The organism is Lysobacter enzymogenes, from assembly GCF_017168095.1.
Classification (GTDB): Bacteria; Pseudomonadota; Gammaproteobacteria; order Xanthomonadales; family Xanthomonadaceae; genus Lysobacter; species Lysobacter enzymogenes_D.
Map to the genome: position 1 here is coordinate 1 of NZ_LXSD01000275.1, position 22,389 is coordinate 22,389.

Consider the following 22,389-nt stretch of genomic DNA (forward strand, 5'->3'; position numbering starts at 1 on the left):
GCAGCCGCCGCGCTCGCCGCCGCGGGCGCCTGCGCGGCGACGGGCGCCGCCCAGGCCAGCGCGAGCGCGGCCAGACAGGCGCAGGCTTGCCGGATCGGCCCGTTGAGCCGGTTCGGCGGATGCATCCGGGTCATCGCCACCTCGCCGCGCGGCCGGGTTCCCGCGCCTTCGCCGCTACAATAGCCGCATGGACGTATCGCATTTGCTCGACGCTCTAAATCCGGCCCAGCGCGAAGCCGTTTCGGCGCCGCCGGGGCATTATCTGGTCCTCGCCGGCGCCGGCAGCGGCAAGACCCGCGTGCTGACCCATCGCATCGCCTGGCTCAACGAAGTGATCGGCGTGCCGACCCACGGCATCCTCGCGGTGACCTTTACGAACAAAGCGGCGGGCGAGATGCGCGCGCGCGTCGACGCGCAGCTCGCGCGCGGCGCCCGCGGCATGTGGATCGGCACCTTCCACGGCCTGGCCCACCGCCTGCTGCGCCTGCACTGGCAGGAGGCCAAGCTGCCCGAAGGCTTCCAGGTGCTCGACAGCGACGACCAGCTGCGCCTGGTCAAGCGCGTGGTGCAGGCGCTGGAGCTCGACGAAACCCGCTTCCCGCCGCGCCAGATCGCCTGGTGGATCAACGCGCAGAAGGACGAGGGCCGGCGCCCGCGCAACATCCAGCCCGGCGGCGACGACTGGCAGGACGCGATGCTGCGCTGCTACGAGGCCTACCAGGAGCGCTGCGAGCGCGCCGGCCTGGTCGATTTCGCCGAACTGCTGCTGCGCGCGCACGAACTGCTGCGCGACAACGCGGCCTTGCTGGCGCATTACCGCAACCGCTTCCGCGAGATCCTGGTCGACGAGTTCCAGGACACCAACGCGATCCAGTACGCGTTCGTGCGCGTGCTCGCCGGCGACAGCGGCCACGTGTTCGTGGTCGGCGACGACGACCAGGCCATCTACGGCTGGCGCGGCGCCAAGGTCGAGAACGTGCAGCGCTTCCTGCGCGATTTCCCCGATGCCCAGACCATCCGCCTGGAGCAGAACTACCGCTCCAGCGGCAACATCCTGGAAGCCGCCAACGCGGTCATCGCCCACAACCCCGACCGCCTGGGCAAGAAGCTGTGGACCGATACCGGCCACGGCGAATCGATCGACCTGTACGCGGCCTACAACGAGATGGACGAGGCGCGCTTCGTGGTCGAGCGCCTGCGCCAGTGGGTGCGCGACGGCGGCAGCTACGGCGATGTGGCCGTGCTCTACCGCAGCAACGCCCAGTCGCGCGCGTTCGAAGAGGCGCTGCTGTCCGAGCAGGTGCCTTACCGCGTCTACGGCGGCCAGCGCTTCTTCGAGCGCGCCGAAATCAAGGACACCCTGGCCTACCTGCGCCTGATCGCCAACCGCGCCGACGATGCCGCGTTCGAGCGCGCGGTCAACACGCCCACCCGCGGCATCGGCGAGCGCACCCTGGACGAGGTGCGCAAGCGCGCCCGCGCCGATGCGGTGCCGCTGTGGGAAGGCGCGCGCCGGGTCGCCGCCGAGACCGCGCTGGCCGCGCGCGCGCGCAACGCCCTGGCCGGCTTCGCGCTGATGATCGACACCATGCAGGCCGATGTGGCCGAGATGCCGCTGCAGGAGAAGATCGACCACGTGCTGCAGCGCTCGGGCCTGCGCGATCACTACGCCAACGAGTCGCGCGGCCAGCTCGACTCGCGCACCGACAACCTCGACGAACTGGTCTCGGTGGCCTCGCGCTTCAGCCGCAGCGACGAGGACGAGGCCGCGGACATGCCCGAGCTGATCGCGTTCCTAAGCTACGCCGCGCTCGAGGCCGGCGAAGGCCAGGCCCAGGCCGACGAGGACGGCGTGCAGCTGATGACCCTGCACAGCGCCAAGGGCCTGGAATTCCCGCTGGTGTTCCTCGGCGGGCTGGAAGAGGGGCTGTTCCCGAGCGGGCGTTCGACCGAGGAATCCGGGCGCCTGGAAGAGGAGCGCCGGCTGGCCTACGTCGGCATCACCCGCGCGCGCGAGAAGCTGGTGCTGAGCTACGCCGAGACCCGCCGCATCCACGGCATGGACATGTACGGGGTGCCCTCGCGTTTCCTGCGCGAGATCCCCTCGCCGCTGCTCAACGAAGTGCGGCCGAAGGTGCAGGTGTCGCGGCCGATGTACCGCGCCGCGCCGCGCCGCGACATGGGCCATGCGCGCATCGACGAGTCGCCGATCAAGCTCGGCGCGCAGGTCCGCCACGGCACCTTCGGCATCGGCACGGTGACCGACTACGAAGGCGACGGCGCGCATGCGCGGGTGCAGGTGAACTTCGACGATGTCGGCAGCAAGTGGCTGGTGCTGGCTTATGCGAATCTGCAGCCGGCTTGAGCGTGGCTGGCTGACGCGGTAGCTGTGGTTTCGCGGTCGCGGCTTGCGCCGCTCCTACAGGTAGCCCGGATCGATCCGAAGCCCCTGTAGGAGCGGCGCAAGCCGCGACCGCCATCCCCCAACCGCCGCGAAACCGATTGCGCGCGCGCACCCGCACGCCGGGCCGCCTCAGAACGCGTACCGCACCGTCAACTGATACACCGGCCCCGCCGTCTCCGTTTCGCGCTCGTACTCGTCGTAATCGCGCCCGACCTGATCGCCGAAAGTGTCGAACTTGTGGAACGCCTCATCCTTCGAGGCGTCGAGCAGGTTCGACCCGGTCAGCCGCACCGCGATCCGCGAGCCGAAGCGCTTCTCCACGAACGCTTCCAGGTCGGCGCCGTAATCGGTGCTCACTTCTTCGCCGAGCACGCGCGAGTACGCGCCGCCCTGGCGCCGGTAGCTCGCCCCGAACGACACGCCCCACTCCGGCAGATCCTGGATGAAACCGAGGTTGAGCACGAAGCGCGGCTGGTTGTTGAAGCGGCGCTTGCCGAATTCGTCTTCGACCTCGCTGTCCAGCCACGAGTAATTGAGGAACACGCCGGTGTGCTCCAGGCCCAGCGCGGTCAGCGGCGTGGACAGGTCGAACTCGGCGCCCCAGGCCGCGCCGTCGCCGACGTTGGCGGCGGTGAACACGAAGCTGTCCGGATCGAACGCGGGATAGCCCGGCGTGGCCGGGCCGGCGCCGGGGTGTTCGTCGAGGAATTCCTCGACCGCCTCGGAATGGTCTTCCAGCGACTTCGCGCTCGGCCGGCCGGTGCCGGCGATCTCGATCAGATCGCGCACCTTGCGGTAGAACAGGTTCAGCCCGACCACGCCGCGCCGGCCGAGCCGGCGCTCGTAGCCCAGGTCCAGGCCCCACGCGGTTTCCGGGCGCAGCAGCGGGTTGCCGACGAAATCGTTGTCGCCGTACTCGCCTTGCAGAGTCAGCGGCAGCAGCTTGTCGAAGTCCGGCCGGCGCACGCTGCGCGCCAGCGAGGCGCTGAAACGGTCGTGCTCGGTGAGGTTGAAGCGCAGGTGCGCCGAAGGCAGCAGCAGCTCGTAGTCCTTGTCCTGGCGCAGCGCAGGCGCGTCGTCTTCGCTGCGCAGATCGATCCTGGCGCGGGTGGTTTCGTAGCGCAGGCCGGTTTCCCAATCCATGCGCCCGTTCTTGCCCGACAGCATCGCGTAGGGATCGGCGCGGCGCTCCTGGATGCGGCTGCGCTGACGGTCGAATTCGACGTACGGCGGCAGCGGCTGGCCTTCCTTCCTGGCCTCGACCTCGCTGGTGCGCAGCGAGTTGTCGCGGCGCTTGTCCACGCCGTCGATGCCGAATTCGAACCGGGTCGCGCCGAACTCGCGCTTGTGCGCGAGCTTGAGACTGAACTCGCGGTCGCGCGCATCGGTGAGGACGCGAGTGCCTTCGAAACCGTCGAACGACGGCGGCGAATCCTCGTTGTCGTAGCCGGTTTCCTGCTCGGTGTCGAAGCGGGCGTCGTCGAAGCGGGCGTAGCCCAGGTCGATCTCGCTGCGGCCGCCGGCCATCGCGAAGTCGTACGACGCGCCCAGCACCAGGTTCTTCTGGTCGATGTCGACGTTCTGGTCGTTGACCGACAGCAAACGCTCGCGCGCGCGGCTGGAGGCGTGGTCGTATTCGCGCGAATGCTCGGTCTCGGTGCGGTCGGTGCGCACGTAGAAACCGTCCAGGCGCAGCCGGCCGGCGCCGAGGTCGCGGGTGTAGGAGAGGTTGCCGGAGGTGTCGGTGCCGTCGCGCACGTCGCTCTGGTCTTCGCGATCGACGAAGTCGCCGCCCGGCGCTTCAAAGCGGTCGCTGCGCTTGCGCTTGGGATTGTGCCGGCCCTGCACGTTGACCCCGCCGAGCAGGCGGCCGCCGGCGAATTCGCCGCTGCCGACCGCGCCGAGCACCGGTTTGGTCTTGCCATCGTCGAAATGCATCGCGCCGGCGCGCAGGTAGCCGCCGTCGAATTCGTAGGCGTCGCGCAGCACGATGTTGAGCGCGCCGGCGACCGCATCGCCGGAGCGGTTGGCGCTGGGACTGCGCACGATCTCGATGCGTTCGACCAGTTCGGCCGGAATGCGGTCGACATAGAACGAACGGTCGCCGCCGGCGCCGGGCACCTTCTTGCCGTTGATCAGGATCTGGGTGTAGCCCGGATCCAGGCCGCGCAGGCGCGCGCCGTCGTATTCGAGCACGTCGGAGACGAAGCCGACGCTGGGCACGCGCTTGAGCATGTCGCCGACGGTCAGCGGTTCGAAGCGCTGGAAATAATCCAGGCCGTAGCTCAGCGTCGGCGCGGTGGCGTAGCTGCGGTCGCGGTAGGCGATGTCGCCGGTTACGGTGACGCGGTCGAGTTCGGTGGCGCGGCGCTCGTTCTCGAGTTCGGCTTCGGCGGCGAGCGCGGGCGAACCGCAGGCGGCGAGCAGCGCGGCGCACAGCGCGTGGCGGCGGCGGAACGGGATGGACTGCAGGCTGCGCATCGAACACTCGCCGGGCGAAAGTTGGCGAGCGTTGTAAGTGCGGGCGATGGCAGCACGATGACCGGACGGGGGCGCAAGCGACGAACGGTGCGCCTGTCATCAAAGCGGCACGCGCGGGTTCTATAACGGCGGCAGGGGAAGGCCTTCGTCGTCTACGCAATCCGGGTATCGCGCATGCCGAAATGTTCCGTTCTCGCCGCCGGCCTCGCGACGGCCGCGGCCGTGGCCGCCCTGGTCAGCTGCGCCACGCCGCAAGCCGCGCGCAGCGACGCCGGCGCGCCGGCGCCGGCCATCGCAGCCGATGCCGGGCAGGGCGAGCGCGACCAACGCCCGGCGCAGGCCGGCATCGCCCATGAGACCGTGGCCGAAGCGTTCCTGACCGCGGCCACGCCGCAGGACAACCTCGATTCGCCGGCGATCTGGCGCGCGCCCAACGGTCGCCTGTGGCTGCTGGCGACGGCCAAGCAGGGCGATGCGCTGGCGATCTACGACGGCGACGACGGCGAGCGCGCCGGCCGCTACGGCCGCAGCGGATCCGCGCTGGGCCAGTTCCGCCGCCCCAACGGCATCGCCGTGCTCGGCGACCTGGCCTTCGTGGTCGAACGCGACAATCGCCGCGTGCAGGTGCTGCAACTGTCGCTGCCGCCGGCGCGCAGCGCGAAAACCGGCGTGGCCGACCGGCGCACGCCGCAACTGCGCCCGCTGGCCGCGTTCGGCCAGGCCGAACTGCAGCAGCCCTACGGCCTGTGGGTGCGCCAGAGCGGGCCGGGCACGCTCGAGGCCATCGTCACCGATGCCTACATGGCCGGCGAAGATGCCGCCGGCGAGGCGATCGTGCCGCCGCCGGAGCGGCTGGGCCGGCGCCTGCAGCGCTACGAACTGCGCGTCGGCGACGGCGCGCCGCAAGTACGCAGCCTCGGCGCGTTCGGCGACACCAGCGCCGATGGCGCGATCCGCGTGCCCGAGTCGGTGTGGGGCGATCCCGCCCACGATCGCCTGCTGATCGCCGAGGAAGACCTCGCCACCGGCACCGCGCTGCGCGAATACGGCCTGGACGGCCGCTACCGCGGCCGCACCCTCGGCCGCGAGCTGTTCAAGGCCCAGGCCGAAGGCATCGCGCTGTGGCAGTGCGCGGACGGCAGCGGCTACTGGATCGCCACCGACCAGTACAAGGACCGCAGCCTGTTCCACGTGTTCGACCGCGCCACCTTGCAGCACCTGGGCGCGTTCGCCGGCCGCAGCGTCGGCAACACCGACGGCGTGTGGCTGCAGCAGGCCGGCTCGGTGCGTTTCCCCGACGGCGTGTTCTACGCCGTCCACGACGATCGGGCGGTGGGCGCGTTCGATTGGCGCGACGTCGCGCGCGCGCTGGGGCTGCGCAGCCGCTGCGAAGCCTGATCTTAGGAGATAGCGCATAGGAGTTAGGAGATAGCGAAGGCGCGTCGGAGCGTTTCCTACCTCCTAACTCCTATCCGCTATCTCCCAGCCTTCAGCCACCCGAGGCTTCGTTGAGCTTGAACGACTTCAGCATCAGGTCGAAGCCCGGCCTGGCCTGGGCCTGATCCTCGTCGGCGCTTTGGGTGATCAGGAACGCGGTGCGGCGCGCGCCGGTGATCTTGTGGTATTCGCGCAGGTGCGGCACTTTCACCCCGCCGAGGCTGACGGTGTAGTGCTCGCGGATGGTGCCCTGGTCGAACGCCGACAGATCGAAGCGGGCTTGATGCTCCAGCGCGTTGGGCAACTGCTTGTCGGCTTCGGCCGAGAAGCTGCGGGCGAATTCTTCCAGCTCGCGGTTGCGGTCGGACTGGACCATGGCGATGAACACCGCCGTGCCCGGGCTTTCCACGGTGAGGTAGTGCACGCCGCCCAGGCGCTGGTCGTCGGCGAGCTTCCAGTTGCCGGGAATCTGCACCTGCACGCCGAGGCGGTCGTAGGCCTTGGGCTCGGCGACATTGGCCGCCGGTTCGCCGCAGGCGGCGAGCAGCGCGGCGAGCGCCAGGGACAAACCGCCAACGCAGACAGCGCGCAAACCGGGCATGCGTGTCATCGACTCCATCCCTGCAGTAGTCGCCCCCTGTGGGCACGCGCCACCCTAGCAGGCCCGCCGCCGGAACGCGCGTGCCGGGCGGCCTGGGTCGGCAAAGCGGCGCAGGCGATCGAAGGCGGGATGCGCGCAGTTCCGTCGTTGCCTGAGGCGGCGATCCGCTTTCGCGACGTTTCTTCCTGACCGTCATCCCCGCGCAGGCGGGGATCCAGAGACTTCAGGGCCATGCCTCGACGAAGCCCTGGATGCCCGCCTTCGCGGGCATGACGATAGGTGGGTTGCGCGGCAAATCGGTTTTCCGCGTCGCTTGAAGCCGTCATCCCCGCGAATGCGGGGATCCAGAGACTTCAGAGTCATGCCTCGATGAAGCCCTGGATGCCCGCCTTCGCGGGAATGAAGATAGGTGGGTTGCGCGGCAGGCGGGTTTCGCCGTGCCGCTGTATGCCGTCATCCCCGCGAATGCGGGGATCCAGAGACTTCAGAGTCATGCCGCGATGAAGCCCTGGATGCCCGCCTTCGCGGGCATGACGAGAGGTGGGTTACGCGGCAAACCGGTTTTTCCGCGCCGCTTGAAGCCGTCATCCCCGCGAAGGCGGGGATCCAGAGGCTTCAGCGCAATGCCGCCACGTCAGTCCAACGGCACCCCGAAGTGAAACGCCTCGATCCGCAGCCGTTCGCGCAGATAGAACGCATGCGCATCCTGCCGCTGCGTGCCCGAGTCCAACTGCAGCCGCGCGCAGCCCAGCCGCTTGGCCTCGGCCTTGAGCCAGTCGAGCATCGCCTTGCCGTAGCCGCGGCTGCGCACGGTCTGGTCGACGATCAGATCGTCCACGTACACGTGCAGGCCCACCGCCAGCATCTCCATCACCCGCCAGCAGGCGAACGCGCGCGGCGCGCCGTCCTCGTCGAAGGCGACCGTGGCGCGGCAGCCCTGGGCGATCTGGCGATGCATCTGGGCGACGAAGCGATCCTCGTCGAATTCCGGGCGCAGCTGCGAAACCAGCGGCCAGACGGCGCGCAGGTCGGCATCGCCGCTGAGGGTGCGGATGGTGATCATGGGGCTGGAAGTTAGCGGATGGGAGATAGGAGATAGCGAAAGCAGCGCAAACCGCCCCTCGCTATCTCCTATCTCCTATCTCCCATCTCCCATCTCCCATCCGCCACCTCCTGCTGCAACCGCGTCACCAACTGAACAACTTGAAATACACCGGCGACACCGTGCCTTCGCCCTTGCTGCTATCCAGCCGGCCATCGCCGTTCTCGTCGACCAGGTAATAGATCGGGCCGCGCGCCGGCACCACCTTGACCACGCGCAGCTGGCCGGCGACGCGGTATTCCTCGATGGTGTCGCCGTTCTCGACCGTGTGCGTGCGCACTTCGGCGTTGCTGAGCCCGGCGGTGGGATCGGCGGCCCGGGCGGCGCCGCCGGCGGAGGCGCAGCCGGCCAGCGCCAGCAGCGCGGCGACGGCCAGGGCGGCATGAGGGGCGAGGGGGGCGCGCATGGTGGTTCTCCGTGGTCCAGGGCCACAGGATACGCCGCGCGGCCGTTAAGCGTGCGCATCGGCGCGGCTCCCGCCGGCTCGTGCCGCGGCGTCCGCGCCGCTGAGACGCCAGGGCGTAGAATCCCCGCCATGAAACGACTCGTCCTTATCGATGGTTCCAGCTACCTCTACCGCGCCTTCCACGCGCTGCCGCCGCTGAGCAACGACGCCGGCGAACCCACCGGCGCGCTGTTCGGCGTGGTCAACATGCTGCGCGCGACCTTGAACGAACGGCCGGACTATGTGGCCTTCGTGGTCGACGCGCCCGGCAAGACCTTCCGCGACGATCTCGACCCGAACTACAAGGCCAACCGCCCGCCGATGCCCGACGACCTGCGCGCGCAGGTGCTGCCGATGTGCGAGATCGTCGAGGCGCTGGGCATCCCGATCCTGCGCATCGACGGGGTCGAGGCCGACGACGTGATCGGCACCCTGGCCCTGCGCGCGAGCCAGGACGGGATCGACGTCACCATCTCCACCGGCGACAAGGACTTCGCCCAGCTGGTGCGTCCGGGGGTGATCCTGGTCAACACCATGAGCGGCAGCCGCATGGATTCGGATGCGGCGGTGATCGACAAGTTCGGCGTGCGCCCGGACCAGATCGTCGACCTGCTGTCGCTGATGGGCGACAGCGTCGACAACATCCCCGGCGTGGAGAAGTGCGGGCCCAAGACCGCGGCCAAGTGGCTGGGCGAGTACGGCAGCCTCGACGGGGTGATCGAACACGCCGGCCAGATCAAGGGCAAGATCGGCGACAACCTGCGCGCCGCGCTGGCACGGCTGCCGCTGAACCGCCAGCTGGCGACGATCAAGACCGACGTCGAGCTCGAACGCGGCCCGGACCAGCTGGCCCTGCGCGAGCGCGACGCCGACGCGCTGCGCGGCCTGTACGCGCGCTACGGCTTCAAGCAGGCGCTGCGCGAGCTGGAAGGCGCGGGCACCGCCAACGATATCGCCAGCGACCGCGCCGGCCTGCGCGCCACCGCCGCCGGCCACGCCCGCGGCGGCGGCGCGGCCGAGACGCCGGATGCGGCCCTGGCGGTCAAGGGCGAGTACCAAGCCGTGACCGAGCAGGCGCAGCTCGACGCGCTGGTCGCTTCGCTGCAGGCGATCGAGGAGTTCGCCTTCGACAGCGAAACCGATTCGCTCGACCCGATGCAGGCCAACCTGGTCGGCCTGAGCTTCGCCAGCGAAACCGGCCGCGCGGCGTACATTCCGCTCGGCCACGATTATCCCGGCGCGCCGGCCCAGCTCGACCGCGAGGCGGTGCTGGCGGCGCTGCGCCCGGTGTTCGCCGACCCGGCCCGGCGCAAGCTCGGGCAGCACGGCAAGTACGACCTGCACGTGCTGCGCCGCCACGGCGTCGAGGTGGCCGGCTACGCCGACGACACCATGCTCGAAAGCTTCGTCTACAACGCCACCGCCAGCCGCCACGACATGGATTCGCTGGCCAAGCGTTACCTGGGCTACGACACGATCAAGTACAGCGACGTGGCCGGCAAGGGCGCCAAGCAGATCCCGTTCTCGCAGGTCGCCATCGACGATGCGACCAATTACGCCGCCGAGGACGCCGACGTGACCCTGCGCCTGCACCGCGTGCTCGGCGCGCGGCTGGCGGCCGAGCCGGCGCTGGAGAAGGTCTACCGCGAGATCGAAATGCCGCTGGTGCCGGTGCTGGCGCGGGTCGAGGCCAACGGGGTGATGATCGACGGCGACGAGCTGCGCCGGCAATCGCAGAACCTGGGCAAGCGCATGCTCGAGGCGCAGATGAAGGCGACCGAGCTGGCCGGGCGCAGCTTCAACCTGGATTCGCCCAAGCAATTGCAGGCGCTGCTGTTCGACGAACTCAAGCTGCCGGTGCTGGTGAAGACCCCGACCGGCCAGCCGAGCACGAACGAAGAAGCGCTGGAGGCGATCGCCGACCAGCACGAACTGCCGCGGGTGATCCTGGAGTACCGCGGCCTGGCCAAGCTGCGCAGCACCTATACCGACAAGCTGCCGGAGATGGTCAACCCGCACACCGGCCGCGTGCACACCAGCTATCACCAGGCCGGCGCGGCGACCGGGCGGCTGGCGTCGAGCGACCCGAACCTGCAGAACATCCCGATCCGCACCGAGGACGGCCGCCGCATCCGCCGCGCTTTCGTCGCCCCCGCCGGCCGCAAGCTGGTGGCCTGCGACTACTCGCAGATCGAACTGCGCATCATGGCCCACCTGTCGCAGGACGAAGGCCTGGTGCGCGCGTTCGAATCCGGCGCCGACGTGCACCGCGCCACCGCCGCGGAAGTCTTCGGCAAGAAATCGCTGGACGAAGTCAGCAGCAACGAGCGCCGCGCCGCCAAGGCGATCAACTTCGGCCTGATGTACGGCATGAGCGCGTTCGGGCTGGCGCGCCAGCTCGGCATCGGCCGCGGCGAGGCGCAGGACTACATCGCGCTGTACTTCAGCCGCTATCCCGGCGTGCGCGACTTCATGGAGCGCACCCGCCAGGACGCGCGCGAGAACGGCTACGTCGAGACCGTGTTCGGCCGCCGCCTGTACCTGGAGAACATCAAGGCCTCCAACCAGGGCCTGCGCGCCGGCGCCGAACGCGCGGCGATCAACGCGCCGATGCAGGGCACCGCGGCCGACATCATCAAGCGCGCGATGATCGACATCGACGGCTGGCTGGCCGACCATCGCGAACGCGCGCTGATGATCCTGCAGGTGCACGACGAACTGGTGTTCGAGGCCGAGGAGAGCTTCGTGCCGGAACTGCTGGCGCAGGCCTCACGCCGGATGTCGGCGGCCGCCACGCTGCGCGTGCCGCTGGTCGTCGACAGCGGCGTCGGTATTAATTGGGACGAAGCGCATTGATTATCTGGAAGCCCTTGATTTTGCTGGGCTTGGTTTAATGAATCGGTCCTGAATCCAACAATTTATTAACTCGGATCTTCACGAACTATCCATGTGCCGGATGGTCATATAGGTCGCGACAGATGCAACGTCTGTCGCCGATCTCTCCCTCCCCTGGAGTGATCCCCCGGAGCGAACGACCCCTCCCCAGGTCTCGCTCCACCAGCCCCGCCGGCCCCCCCTGCCCGCGGGGCTTTTTATTTTCCGGCCAAAAGCCGCTGCGTTCGCGCAGCGGCTTTTGTTTTGCCGCGCGAGCGGTTTTGCCCGCGCCGCCGAGTGAATATTCGCAGTCGCAGATAACAACGCGATTAAACGAAAGCGCTCACAAAGCAAATGCGATAGGTTTTGCGTGGGGCTTGGAAAAATTTAGAAATTCCAATCCGGCGCGGTGGGAGCGGCAGGGTCGCGGCGGGACTATGCGGTTGCGGCGCGATCTCGATACCCCGCGGTCGCGACTCGCGTCGCTCCTACAGTCGGAATCGAGGCCAAGGCTGCCCCTGTAGGAGCGGCGCGAGCCGCGACCGCGACACGCAGATGCGACGCGAGCCTGAAGCCCCGCCGCCGCCCCGAATCAGCCCGCGTCTTCCCCCAGCCAATCGCGCGGCACCAGGAACTGCGCCAGCTTCGCCTCGTCGCTGTCCGCTTCCGGCTGGAACCCGTACTCCCAGCGCACCAGCGGCGGCAGGCTCATCAGGATCGATTCGGTGCGCCCGCCCGATTGCAGGCCGAACAAGGTGCCGCGGTCGAACACCAGATTGAATTCGACGTAGCGCCCGCGCCGGTACAACTGGAACTGGCGCTCGCGCTCGCCATAGGGCGTGTCGCGGCGCTTGGCCACCAGCGGCAGGTAGGCATCTAGGAAACCGTCGCCGACCGCGCGCATATAGCCGAAGTCGCGCTCGAAGTCGCCGTGCAGGTCGTCGAAGAACAGGCCGCCGACGCCGCGGGTCTCGCCGCGGTGCTTGAGGAAGAAGTATTCGTCGCACCAGCGCTTGTGCGCCTGGTAGCGCTCCTCGCCGCCGTAGGGTTCGCACAGCGCGCGCGCGGTGCGGTGCCAGTGGCGCACGTCTTCGGCGAAGGGATAGAACGGGGTCAGGTCGAAACCGCCGCCGAACCACCAGGCCACGGTCTCGCCGTCGCGCATGGCGCGGAAGTGGCGCACGTTGGCGTGGGTGGTGGGCAGGTAGGGATTGTGCGGGTGGAACACCAGCGACACCCCGACCGCGCGCCAGGACGCGCCGGCCAGCTCCGGCCGCGCCGCGCTTGCCGACGGCGGCAGCGTGCTGCCGGACACGTCGGAGAAGCCGATGCCGGCCTGCTCGAACACCCGGCCGCCGCGCAGGATGCGGGTGCGGCCGCCGCCGCCCTCGGCGCGCTGCCACGGGTCTTCGTTGAAGCCGGCGCCGCCGTCGGCGGTTTCGATGGCGGCGCAGAGGCGGTCCTGCAGGCCGGAGAGGTAGTCGCGGACGCGGTCGAAGTCGTTCATGGCGCGCATTCTAGCGGTGGCGGTCGCGGGTAGGATTTGATCCGGGTCAAGCCAGGCGGCGCGGACGACCCGACCCGGTCGCTCGCGCGGCGATGCTCACAGCGGCAGGGTCGAGCCCGGCGTCAGGCGCCGGAAGACGGTGTCGTCGTCTTCGCGCTGTGAGGGATCGAACGCGACCGGCATGCGCATGCGCACGATCCGCTCGCCCGAGCGGCAGGCCTCGCGCCGGAACAGCATCGCCTGCGCCAGCCGCAGCGCCGCCGCGTCGAATGCGGGCTGGCCGCCGCTGCGTTCGATCATGGCGCAGGTCACCATGCCGCGGCTGTCGACCTTGAACACCACCGTCGAGGTGCCGGCGATCCGGTCGACCAGCTCGCGCTGCGGGTACTTCGGCTGCGGCGCGAGCAGGCGCTGGCGCGGGCAGTCCGGCGGCGCGAGCGGACGCAAGTCGGACAGGCAGTCGCTTTCCACCAGTTCCGGCCGGCGCGGCGGCGAGTCGGCCGCCGACAGCACAGGCTTGTCGGGCGGCGGCTGGGCGTTGCGGCGGACCGCTGCGGAGACGGCGATTTCCTCGCCCGGCCGCAAGCGCGCGGCGCGCGGCACGTAGACGTGCTGCGGCGGCAACTGCGCCAGCGACTTCGCCAGCCGCGCGCAGGCCGTGGCGGCGGCCTCGCAGCGGTAAGCGATCAATTCGCGGTCGACCTCTCCGCTGCGCTCGTAGCGGCGGCGCACGACGCTGGGAGAGGCCCAGTGGCCGGCCAGGAAGAAGGTCCAGCGCTCCGGGCGGTTGCCGAAGCCCACCGTCGTGGTGTGTTGGCTTGCGCTGTCGTAGCGATAACCCAGCACATGGCCGCTGCGGCGGCGCAGCAGGTCGAAGATCGCGGCGACCGAGGCGGCTTCCATCGGCTTGGCGTCGGGCTGGTAGCCGGCGATCAGCGCGGTGCGGCTGGCCGGCGGCTCGGCGGCGAACGCAGCCGGGCTGGCGAGGGCCGCCATCAGCGCGAGCAAAAGCCGGGCGCGCGCGCCGCAGAACGGCCGCGCAAGACACGCACTGCGTTTCCAAGCCACGACGCTCCTCCGGCGGCGCGGCCCGCGGCCGCGATGGCGCCCGCTGCACGGCGGCGGGACGGCGTCGATCATAGCGCCGCGCCGGAGCGGCGGCAGCCGCGGCGCCCGCTCGGGACGCCGCGGCCCAGGCTCACTTCTTCAAGGTGCGCTCGAACAGCTCGTAAATGCGCCGGTACTCGTCGTACCACGCATCCGGATGGACGAAGCCGTGGCGCTCCAGCGGATACGGGGCGATCTCCCACTTGTCCTTGCGCAGTTCGATCAGCTTCTGGGTCATCATCACCGAGTCCTTGAAGAACACGTTGTCGTCGATCATGCCGTGGGCGATCAGCAGGTTGTCCTGCAGGCCGGCGGCGTATTCGATCGGCGAGGACTTCTTGTAGGCCTCGGGGTCGAGTTCGGGCGTGTTGAGGATGTTGGACGTGTATTCGTGGTTGTACTGCGACCAGTCCGAGACCGGGCGCAGCGCGGCGCCGGCCTTGAACTTGCCCGGCGCGCGGTACAGCGCCATGAAGGTCATGAAGCCGCCGTAGGAGCCGCCGTAGATGCCGGCGCGGTCGGCGTCGCCCTGCTTGTGGGCGACCAGCCAGTCCAGGCCGTCCAGGTAATCCTCGAGCTCGGGATGGCCCATCTGCCGGTAGATCGCGGTGCGCCAGTCGCGGCCGTAGCCTTGCGAGGCGCGGTAGTCGAGATCGAGCACGAGGTAGCCCTGCTGCACCAGCAGGTTGTGGAACATCTGCTCGCGGAAGTAGTTCGGGTAGCGCTCGCTGACGTTCTGCAGGAAGCCGGCGCCGTGCACGAACATCACGATCGGGTACTTCTTGCCGGGCTCGTAATTCTTCGGGCCGTAGAACTTGCCCCAGACCGTACCGGCGCCGTGCTTGGACGGCACCTGCACGTATTCGGGCTGGATCCACTCGCGCTGCTTGAAGCCGTCCTTGCGGGTGTCGGTGAGCTTGACGGCTCGCCCTTCGCCGGCGCCTTCGCCCGTCGCATCGACCACCGCCAGCTGCGGCGGCACGTAGCTTTCGGAGTAGCGCACCAGCAGCTTGCGGCCGTCGGGCGAGAGCGCGAAGTTCTCCACGCCGTCGAGCGCGGTGACCTCGCGCACGGCGCCGCCGTTGCGGTCGACCGCGCAGACTTCGTAGTCGCCCGGCCACTTGCGGTTGCACAGGAAGAAGAAGGTCTTGCCGTCGGCGCCGAGCTGCGGGTCGGAGACTTCCCACTTGCCCGAGGTGATCGGCCTGGGCGCGCCGCCGTCGCTGACGTAGAGGTGCGAATAGCCGCTTTGTTCCGACAGCAGCCACAGGCCGCCGTCCGGCAGCCAGCCGAAGTCGTTGTAGTCCCAGCCGATCCAGGCCTTGTCGTTGAGGCGGTGGCGGGCCTGCAGCGCGGCGCCGGCGAGATCGACCGAGGCGATCCAGCGATCCTTGTTGTCGGTGGCGCGGATCAGCACGCCGGCGTGGCGGCCGTCGTCGCTCCAGCGCACCGCGGCGTTGCGGCCGTCGCCGTCGGTCTCGATGCGCACCGGGCGATCGCCCTTGAGCGCGTCCTTCTTCGCCGCCTTGCGCATCGCCGCCAGCGGGTCTTCGGAAATGCCGGGCAGCTTGTCGAACTTGAGTTCGCTGGACTTGCCCGTGGCCACCTCGACCAGCCACAGCTTCTGCGGCAGCGGTTCGTTGCGGCCGACGCGGGTGCGCACTTCCTCGAATTCCTCGTAACCCGATTCGGTCACGTACTTGGGCATCTTGCCGCCGGTGCCGGCGTCGCCCTTCTTGTCCTGGGTGACGGCGAGCAGGTAGCGGCCGTCGGGCGACAGCGCGGTGTCGACGATCTCGACGTCGCTGCCCAGGTACACCGCGCGCGGCGCGCGGCTCGGGTCGCTCTTGCGCCAGGCTTCGTCCTGCTCGCGCGAGGCTTCGCGCTGGGCGCGGTCGTTGCGCAAGGTGTCGATGGTGGCGAGCTGGTAATCGCGCAGCGCGTCGGCCTTGGGCGCCTTGGCCGGGTCGTTCTGCGCCAGCACCTGCGCGGCCTGGCTGACGCCCTGGCCTGCGCGCCACTGGAACCACTGGTTGTCGACCCGGAACACCAGGTTGCCGTCGCGCGAGAACTGCGGGCGCGATTCGGTTTCGTTGCTGCGGGTGACCTGGGTCAGCGCGCCGCTGCGCAGGTCGCGCACGAACACGTCGCCGTTGCGGATGAAGGCCATGCGCGAGCGCGCGGCGTCGTAGACCGGATTGACCGCGTCGATGTCGTTGCGCGCGGCGCCGTCCAGGCGCTGCGGCGCGCCGCCGGCGGCGCTGGTCTGCCAGGTGTCGCGGATGATCGCGCCGTCGCGCTTGAGCTGGTACTGCACGCGCTGGCCGTCCCACGACCACCAGGCGCGTTCGACCGGGGGACCGATCCAGTCCGGGTCGGCCATGGTGTCGGCGAGGGTCAGCGGCGCGGCGCTTTGGGCGAAGGCGGCGCTGGCGAGCAGGGTCAGCGGCAGGGCGGCGAGTCGGGCGTAGGCGGGGCGCATCGAGCGGGCTCTTGGGACAAAGACGGGGCAGGGTAGCAGCCCGCGGCGGGCCGGCGGGCCGGTCGTTGGTCATGGGCGCGCGGCGGGTTCGGGCCGATGAGCGCCGCTTTCTGCGCCGGTTTGCAGGTGAAGCATGGATACGCCGAAGCAGGGTTTGCGCGATCGGTGGTTTCGGGCGTTGCGAGCCGGGTCGGGGCGTCGGGATCGGACTCGCCGGGGGGCGGGAACGCCCCGCACCGGAGGTTTGTAGGAGGGACTTCAGTCCCGATGCTTTCCGATCCGATGCTTCGGCGCGAGCGGAAACGAGAGCATCGGGGCTGAAGCCCCTCCCACAGTCAGGACGGTCCTCGCGAAGGCGGCGTCCGGGCTTCGCCCTGGCATGGCGCTGAAGTCTCCGGCTCCCCGTTTGCATGGGGATGACGAGCTGGAAGAGGCGCCGCGAAACCTGCCTGCACCGTCATGCCCGCCTTCGCGGGCATGACGTCCTGGCGGTGGCGACGGTGCCAGTGCCGGCGCCACAGTCGGCGCCAGCACCAGCACCAGCGGAACAGGCCTCGCGCAAACAGACGGCAATCTGCGTCGATCCGCCGTTTCCTACACACACGGCCCATGCCGCCGTTTGTCGCAGCGCCACGCGCGCGTTTCGCAGCGTCGAGGTCGCCGGGCCCGCCTGCGCACTCGTCGACGGCCCGGCGAACGCCCGGCCGGCCGTGCCGCCGCGTCGGCGCCAGTCGCCGAATGTCGCAGTTTCGGACGCCGACCACGCCGCGCTCACCGCCTTTGCGGTTTAAGTGCTCCCACGAACCCGCCGCGCGCGGCGCATGCTGCGGCGCAAAAATGAACCCGACGGCGCACACCGCGCCGTGGAGGCAAACACGCGTGGACGCCCTGCTGCTGTCGCGGATCCAGTTCGGCTTCGTCATCTCCTTCCACATCCTGTTCCCGGCCTTCACCATCGGCCTGGCCAGTTGGCTGGCCTTCGTCGAATGGCGCTGGCTGCGCACCCGCGACACGCTCTGGCGCGACCTGTTCTTCTTCTGGACCAAGGTCTTCGCCGTGTCCTTCGGCATGGGCGTGGTCTCCGGCATCGTCATGAGCTTTCAGTTCGGCACCAACTGGGCGGTGCTCAGCGAGCAGGCCGGCAGCATCCTCGGGCCGCTGCTGTCCTACGAGGTGCTGACCGCGTTCTTCCTGGAAGCGACTTTCCTCGGGGTGATGCTGTTCGGCTGGAACCGGGTCGGCGAGCGCATGCATTTCCTGGCGACGTGCATGGTCGCGCTGGGTACGCTGATCTCGACGTTCTGGATCATCTCGGCCAACAGCTGGATGCAGACGCCGACCGGCCACCGCATCGTCGACGGCGTGTTCGTGCCCGAGGACTGGTGGGCGATCGTGTTCAACCCGTCGTTCCCGTACCGCCTCGCGCACATGGTGCTGGCCGCGTTCATCACCACCTGCTTCGTGATCGGCGGCACCGGCGCGTCGTACCTGCTGCGCGGCATCCATGTCGAAGCCGGCAAGCGCATGCTCAAGGCGGCGGTGCTGTTCGCCGCGATCACGGTGCCGGCGCAGGTGTTCGTCGGCGATCTGCACGGGCTCAACGCGCGCGAGCATCAGCCGATCAAGGTCGCGGCGATGGAGGCGCACTGGGAATCCAATCCGCCCGGCGAGGGCGTGCCGCTGATCCTGTTCGCGGTGCCCGACGAAAAGGCCGAGCGCAACGACCTGGAAGTGGCGATTCCCAAGCTCGGCAGCCTGATCCTCACCCACACCCTGGACGGCGACATCCAGCCGCTCAAGTCGGTGCCGGCGAGCGAACGGCCGCCGGTGAAGCCGGTGTTCTACGCGTTCCGGGTCATGGTCGGCCTGGGCGTGGCGATGCTGGCGCTGGTGGCGTGTTCGCTGTGGCTGCTGTGGCGCAAGCGCCTGTACCAGTCGCGCGCGGTGCTGTGGGGCTGGCGGGTGATGATCATGAGCGGTTTCGTCGCGATCCTGGCCGGCTGGTACGTGGTCGAGATCGGCCGCCAGCCGTATGTGATCTACGGCCTGCTGCGCACCGCCGACGCGGTCAGCCCGGTCGAGGCGGCCAGCGTGATGACTTCGCTGATCGTGTTCGCGGTCGTCTACCTCACTGTGTTCGGCGCCGGCTTCCGCTACCTGGTCCAGCTGATCCGCAAGGGCCCGCACCCGCACGAACCGCCGCCGCGCAGCGCGCACGGCGACAAGACCCCGGCGCGGCCGCTGTCGGTGCCGGACGATTCCACCGAGGCCGGCGCGTGAGCGCCGCCGACCCGCGAGGCGGAGAGCGATGATGGACTACTGGCTGCCGGTGATCTGGTTCGGCGTGATCGGCTTCGGCGTGCTGATGTACGTGCTGCTGGACGGCTTCGTGCTCGGCCTGGGCATCCTCGCGCCGTTCGCCGAGGACGAGAAACAGCTCGACCACATGATGAACACCGCCGCGCCGATCTGGGACGGCAACGAAACCTGGCTGGTGCTCGGCGGCGTCGGCCTGCTGACCGCGTTTCCGAAGGCGTATTCGCTGGTGCTGTCGGCGCTGTACCTGCCGGTGCTGCTGATGCTGATCGCGCTGGTGTTCCGCGGCGTCGCGTTCGAGTTCCGCTTCAAGGCGCGGCGCGCCAAGGCCGCGTGGGGCGCAGCGTTCTCGCTGGGCTCGCTGTTCTGCGCGTTCGCCCAGGGCGTGATCCTCGGCGCGATCGTCGAGGGCATGCCGATGCAGGAAGGCAAGTACGTCGGCGGCGTGTTCGACTGGTTCAGCCCGTTCTCGATGCTGACCGGCGCGGCGGTGGTGTTCGGCTACGCGCTGCTCGGCTCGACCTGGCTGGTGCTCAAGACCGACGGGCGCTTGCAATACATCGCGCGGACGCTGGCCAGGCCGCTGGTGCTGGTGGTGAGCGTGTTCATCGGCCTGGTCAGCGCGTGGCTGCCGTTCCTGGATTCGCGGATCATGGCGCGCTGGTTCGAGGACGGGAATTTCTACTGGCTGTTCCCGGTGCCGCTGCTGGTGATCGCCAACGCCTGGGCGCTGTGGCGCGCGGTCCGGCGCGAGGACCGCGACGGCGCGCCGTTCCTGTATTCGCTGGGCTTCTTCGTGCTCGGCTTCGTCGGCCTGGTGCTCGGCATCTGGCCGAACATCGTGCCCGGGCTGACCTTGTGGGAAGCGTCCGCCGCGCGCTCCTCGCAGATGTTCGTGCTCGGCGGCATGGTGATCCTGCTGCCGGCGATCCTGGGCTACACGTATTGGTCGTATCGCGTGTTCCGCGGCAAGGTCGCGGCCGACGCCGGGTATCACTGAGCGTCGGCGCGTTCGAACGTCGCGGCGTCGGCCCGATCGCGCATGCACGCTGCCGTTATCGCAGCGCTGCGCACCCGGTGCATGCGACAGGCGTAATACGTTTTTTTGTGTAAACACGAGGGCCGCATCGGCGGCCTTCGCATCGTTCGCGCACGGCCGTTCGGACGCCGCGACGAAGGCATCGAACTGTGATTGGCATCGCCCGCATCGGCGCCGATGTGGAGGTTTTCCGCCTTGTCCGCCGGTTTCCGGCGTCGTTAGCTGGAGTGGCTGCGTTGCGCCCGCGCGCGGCCGCACTTCACCTATTCGACAAGGAATCGACGCAATGGCTGCTTCCACCGTGTTCGCGCCCCACTCGCTCGCCGCCGCACTCGCCGCCGCGCTTTCGCTCGGCTGCGCCGGCGCGGCCATCGCCGCCGAGCCGGCGGAAGCGTCGTTTTCCGCGCCGCCGCAGGCCGATCCCAATCGCGTCTGGATCCGCTATCCGGCGGGCCAGAAAGCCGGCATCAGCGCCTTGATCCAGCAACAGGTCGGCGCGCTGCACGCCGCCGTCGCGGCGGGCCAGGGCGCGCGCGCGGCGCGCGCGATCGGCGCCACCACGCATTACCAGTTCGACGATCTCAACGCCGTGGTCATGACCCTGCCCAGCGAAGTGCTGGCCCAGTTGCGCAAGAACAAGAACCTGATCGTCGAACAGGACGTGCCGCGCTATCCGCTGGCCGAGTTCGTGCCCTACGGCGTGCCGCAGGTGCAGGCGCCCGACACGGTCGCCGCCGGCGCCGACGGCACCGGGGTCAAGGTCTGCGTGATCGATTCGGGCCTGCGCGCGGCGCACGAGGATTTCGCCGGCATCGCCCTGAGCGGCACCGCCGCCAGCGGCCGCACCTGGAACACCGACACCTGCGGCCACGGCACTCACGTCGCCGGCACCATCGCCGCGGTCGGCGACAACGGCAAGGGCGTGATCGGGGTCAGCCCGGGCAAGGTCTCGCTGCACATCGTCAAGTATTTCGACGGCGCCAGCTGCGGCGTCGCCTACAGCTCGGGCCTGGTCGACGCGGCCCGGCGCTGCCAGCAGGCCGGCGCCAAGGTCATCAACATGAGCCTCGGCGGTCCGCTGTCGAGCACGACCGAGAACACCGCGTTCACCCAGTTGTTCAACCAAGGCGTGCTGTCGGTGGCGGCGGCCGGCAACTCCGGCAACAGCAGCAAGAGCTATCCGGCGTCGTATACCAACGTGCTGTCGGTGGCGGCGGTCGACCGCAACCGCGCGCGCGCTTCGTTCTCGCAGTTCAACGACGCGGTCGACATCGCCGCGCCGGGCGTGGACGTGTCCAGCACCTATCCGAAGACCGGCACTGCGTTGCAGGTCGGTACGGCGCGCTTCGAGAACCTGCCGATGGCGGGTACCGCGACGACCACGGTCAGCGGCGCGCTGGCCGACGGCGGCCGCTGCCTCGCCGGCGGCGCCTGGAGCGGCCGGATCGTGCTGTGCGAGCGCGGCGACAACACCACCCAGCAGAAGATCGACGCGGTCAAGGCCGGCGGCGGCGTGGGCATCGTGCTGTACAACAACGTCGCCGATCCGTTCCCCTACAGCACCGGCGTCAGCGGTTCGGCCGGGATCAGCGGCGTCGCGGTCAGCCAAGGCAGCGGCGCGGCGTTGCGCGGCCTGGCCGGGCAGGTCGCGACGCTCAATCCGGCCACGGTCTTCGACACCCACAGCTATGCCGTGCTGAGCGGCACCTCGATGGCCTCGCCGCACGTCGCCGGCGTGGCCGCGCTGCTGTTCGCGGCCAAGCCCTCGGCGACGCCGGCGCAGGTGCGCGATGCGCTGACCGCCACCGCGCTGGATCTGGGCGCGCCGGGCCGCGACAACGAGTACGGCTTCGGCATGGTCCGCGCGTTCGAGGCCCTGGACCGGCTGACCGCCACCTCGGCGAACTGATCGGACCGGCGAACCGATTCGGCGCCCGGCGGCGCGCGTCGCCGCCGGGCCCGACCTCTCCATCGCCGCCCCGGCTTCGGCCGGGGACGGCGCAAGGCGCAGGCCGGCTCGTTCAGCCGCCGAGCCCGGACGCGCCGGCGGCCTGCGGACCTACCACCCCAGGACGGGCCCCGCGCTGAACGCGAAAGTACGCGCGGCCCGAACGGGCGGGTATGCTGTGCATCGCATCTGCAGATGCATAAAAACAGTCTCCCCCGGCTGTACCGCCCGCCCCATGCAAGCCTACGTTTACAAAAGTCTCCGCAAGGCAGACACCTATGTATTCCTGAGCGCGCGCGACGATTTCGCGCGCGTGCCCGAGCCCGTTCTCCGGCAGCTGGGTTCGCTGCAGTTCGTGCTCGAAGTCGAGCTGGGCCCGGAGCGCAAGCTGGCCCGCGCCGACGCCGCGACGGTGCGCGAGAATCTCGCCGCGCGCGGCTTCCACCTGCAGTTCCCGCCGCTGCCCGGCGCGCCCGTCGCGGAGGCCGCGCAACCCGATGCCTGACGCCCCCACCTCGCGCGCCCTGTCCAAGGGCTTCGCCATCGCCCTGGCCGCCGGCCTGGCGCTGGCCCTGGCGACCGGCTTCGGCGGTACGCCGGCGGGGGCGGTCGTCGCGCTGCTCGGCGGCGCGCTGGCGCAGCCGGC

Annotated in this window: 15 protein-coding genes; 7 read left to right on the forward strand and 8 right to left on the reverse strand. The window is 69.6% G+C overall.

Features of this window, described 5'->3' with window-relative positions; genetic code table 11:
- Positions 1-187: 187 nt before the first annotated feature.
- The gene (gene uvrD / locus A7A76_RS08140; RefSeq protein ID WP_206410723.1) at positions 188-2,365 is read left to right on the forward strand and encodes a DNA helicase II; all 2,178 of its coding nucleotides are present in this window, start codon (positions 188-190) and stop codon (positions 2,363-2,365) included.
- A gap of 168 nt (positions 2,366-2,533) precedes the next feature.
- Here uvrD and A7A76_RS08145 read toward each other — a convergent pair whose 3' ends face one another.
- Entirely contained in the window at positions 2,534-4,885 is a 2,352-nt protein-coding gene (locus A7A76_RS08145) for a TonB-dependent receptor plug domain-containing protein (protein ID WP_206410724.1), read from the reverse strand.
- 174 nt (positions 4,886-5,059) lie between these two features.
- Between A7A76_RS08145 and A7A76_RS08150 the strand changes: the two genes are divergently transcribed.
- Positions 5,060-6,283 carry a phytase gene (locus A7A76_RS08150; RefSeq protein ID WP_428995108.1) on the forward strand — a complete coding sequence of 408 codons (1,224 nt, stop codon included), beginning with the start codon at positions 5,060-5,062 and terminating at the stop codon, positions 6,281-6,283.
- A gap of 91 nt (positions 6,284-6,374) precedes the next feature.
- On the opposite strand, the gene A7A76_RS08155 is transcribed toward A7A76_RS08150, so the two are convergent.
- The 4 genes from A7A76_RS08155 to A7A76_RS08165 form a co-directional block, all read right to left on the reverse strand.
- Positions 6,375-6,932, reverse strand: a complete 558-nt coding sequence (locus tag A7A76_RS08155; RefSeq protein WP_206410726.1) for a hypothetical protein — start codon at positions 6,930-6,932, stop codon at positions 6,375-6,377.
- A 350-nt stretch (positions 6,933-7,282) separates the two neighbouring features.
- Positions 7,283-7,417, reverse strand: a complete 135-nt coding sequence (locus A7A76_RS25845; protein ID WP_277425799.1) for a hypothetical protein — start codon at positions 7,415-7,417, stop codon at positions 7,283-7,285.
- Between the two features lie 140 nt (positions 7,418-7,557).
- The gene (locus A7A76_RS08160; RefSeq protein WP_206410727.1) at positions 7,558-7,986 is read right to left on the reverse strand and encodes a GNAT family N-acetyltransferase; all 429 of its coding nucleotides are present in this window, start codon (positions 7,984-7,986) and stop codon (positions 7,558-7,560) included.
- Positions 7,987-8,110: 124 nt separating this feature from the next.
- Positions 8,111-8,431 carry a DUF2782 domain-containing protein gene (locus A7A76_RS08165; protein ID WP_206410728.1) on the reverse strand — a complete coding sequence of 107 codons (321 nt, stop codon included), beginning with the start codon at positions 8,429-8,431 and terminating at the stop codon, positions 8,111-8,113.
- A 129-nt stretch (positions 8,432-8,560) separates the two neighbouring features.
- Between A7A76_RS08165 and polA the strand changes: the two genes are divergently transcribed.
- Entirely contained in the window at positions 8,561-11,326 is a 2,766-nt protein-coding gene (gene polA / locus A7A76_RS08170) for a DNA polymerase I (protein WP_206410729.1), read from the forward strand.
- A gap of 610 nt (positions 11,327-11,936) precedes the next feature.
- Here polA and hemF read toward each other — a convergent pair.
- From hemF to A7A76_RS08185, 3 genes are all read right to left on the reverse strand, one after another.
- Complete coding sequence (gene hemF / locus A7A76_RS08175) at positions 11,937-12,851, reverse strand: oxygen-dependent coproporphyrinogen oxidase (protein WP_206410730.1); 915 nt, start codon at positions 12,849-12,851, stop codon at positions 11,937-11,939.
- Positions 12,852-12,947: 96 nt separating this feature from the next.
- Positions 12,948-13,847 carry a TonB family protein gene (locus A7A76_RS08180; protein ID WP_206410731.1) on the reverse strand — a complete coding sequence of 300 codons (900 nt, stop codon included), beginning with the start codon at positions 13,845-13,847 and terminating at the stop codon, positions 12,948-12,950.
- A gap of 202 nt (positions 13,848-14,049) precedes the next feature.
- Positions 14,050-16,440, reverse strand: a complete 2,391-nt coding sequence (locus A7A76_RS08185; RefSeq protein WP_206410732.1) for a S9 family peptidase — start codon at positions 16,438-16,440, stop codon at positions 14,050-14,052.
- 879 nt (positions 16,441-17,319) lie between these two features.
- Here A7A76_RS08185 and A7A76_RS08190 point away from each other — a divergent pair.
- From A7A76_RS08190 to A7A76_RS08205, 4 genes are all read left to right on the forward strand, one after another.
- The gene (locus A7A76_RS08190) at positions 17,320-18,720 is read left to right on the forward strand and encodes a cytochrome ubiquinol oxidase subunit I (protein WP_206410733.1); all 1,401 of its coding nucleotides are present in this window, start codon (positions 17,320-17,322) and stop codon (positions 18,718-18,720) included.
- 28 nt (positions 18,721-18,748) lie between these two features.
- Positions 18,749-19,756, forward strand: a complete 1,008-nt coding sequence (cydB, locus tag A7A76_RS08195; protein ID WP_428995109.1) for a cytochrome d ubiquinol oxidase subunit II — start codon at positions 18,749-18,751, stop codon at positions 19,754-19,756.
- A gap of 325 nt (positions 19,757-20,081) precedes the next feature.
- Positions 20,082-21,704: a S8 family serine peptidase gene (locus tag A7A76_RS25565; RefSeq protein WP_241200811.1), complete on the forward strand. Its 1,623-nt coding sequence runs from the start codon at positions 20,082-20,084 to the stop codon at positions 21,702-21,704.
- A gap of 274 nt (positions 21,705-21,978) precedes the next feature.
- Positions 21,979-22,248: a YcgL domain-containing protein gene (locus A7A76_RS08205; RefSeq protein ID WP_206410735.1), complete on the forward strand. Its 270-nt coding sequence runs from the start codon at positions 21,979-21,981 to the stop codon at positions 22,246-22,248.
- Positions 22,249-22,389: the final 141 nt, after the last annotated feature.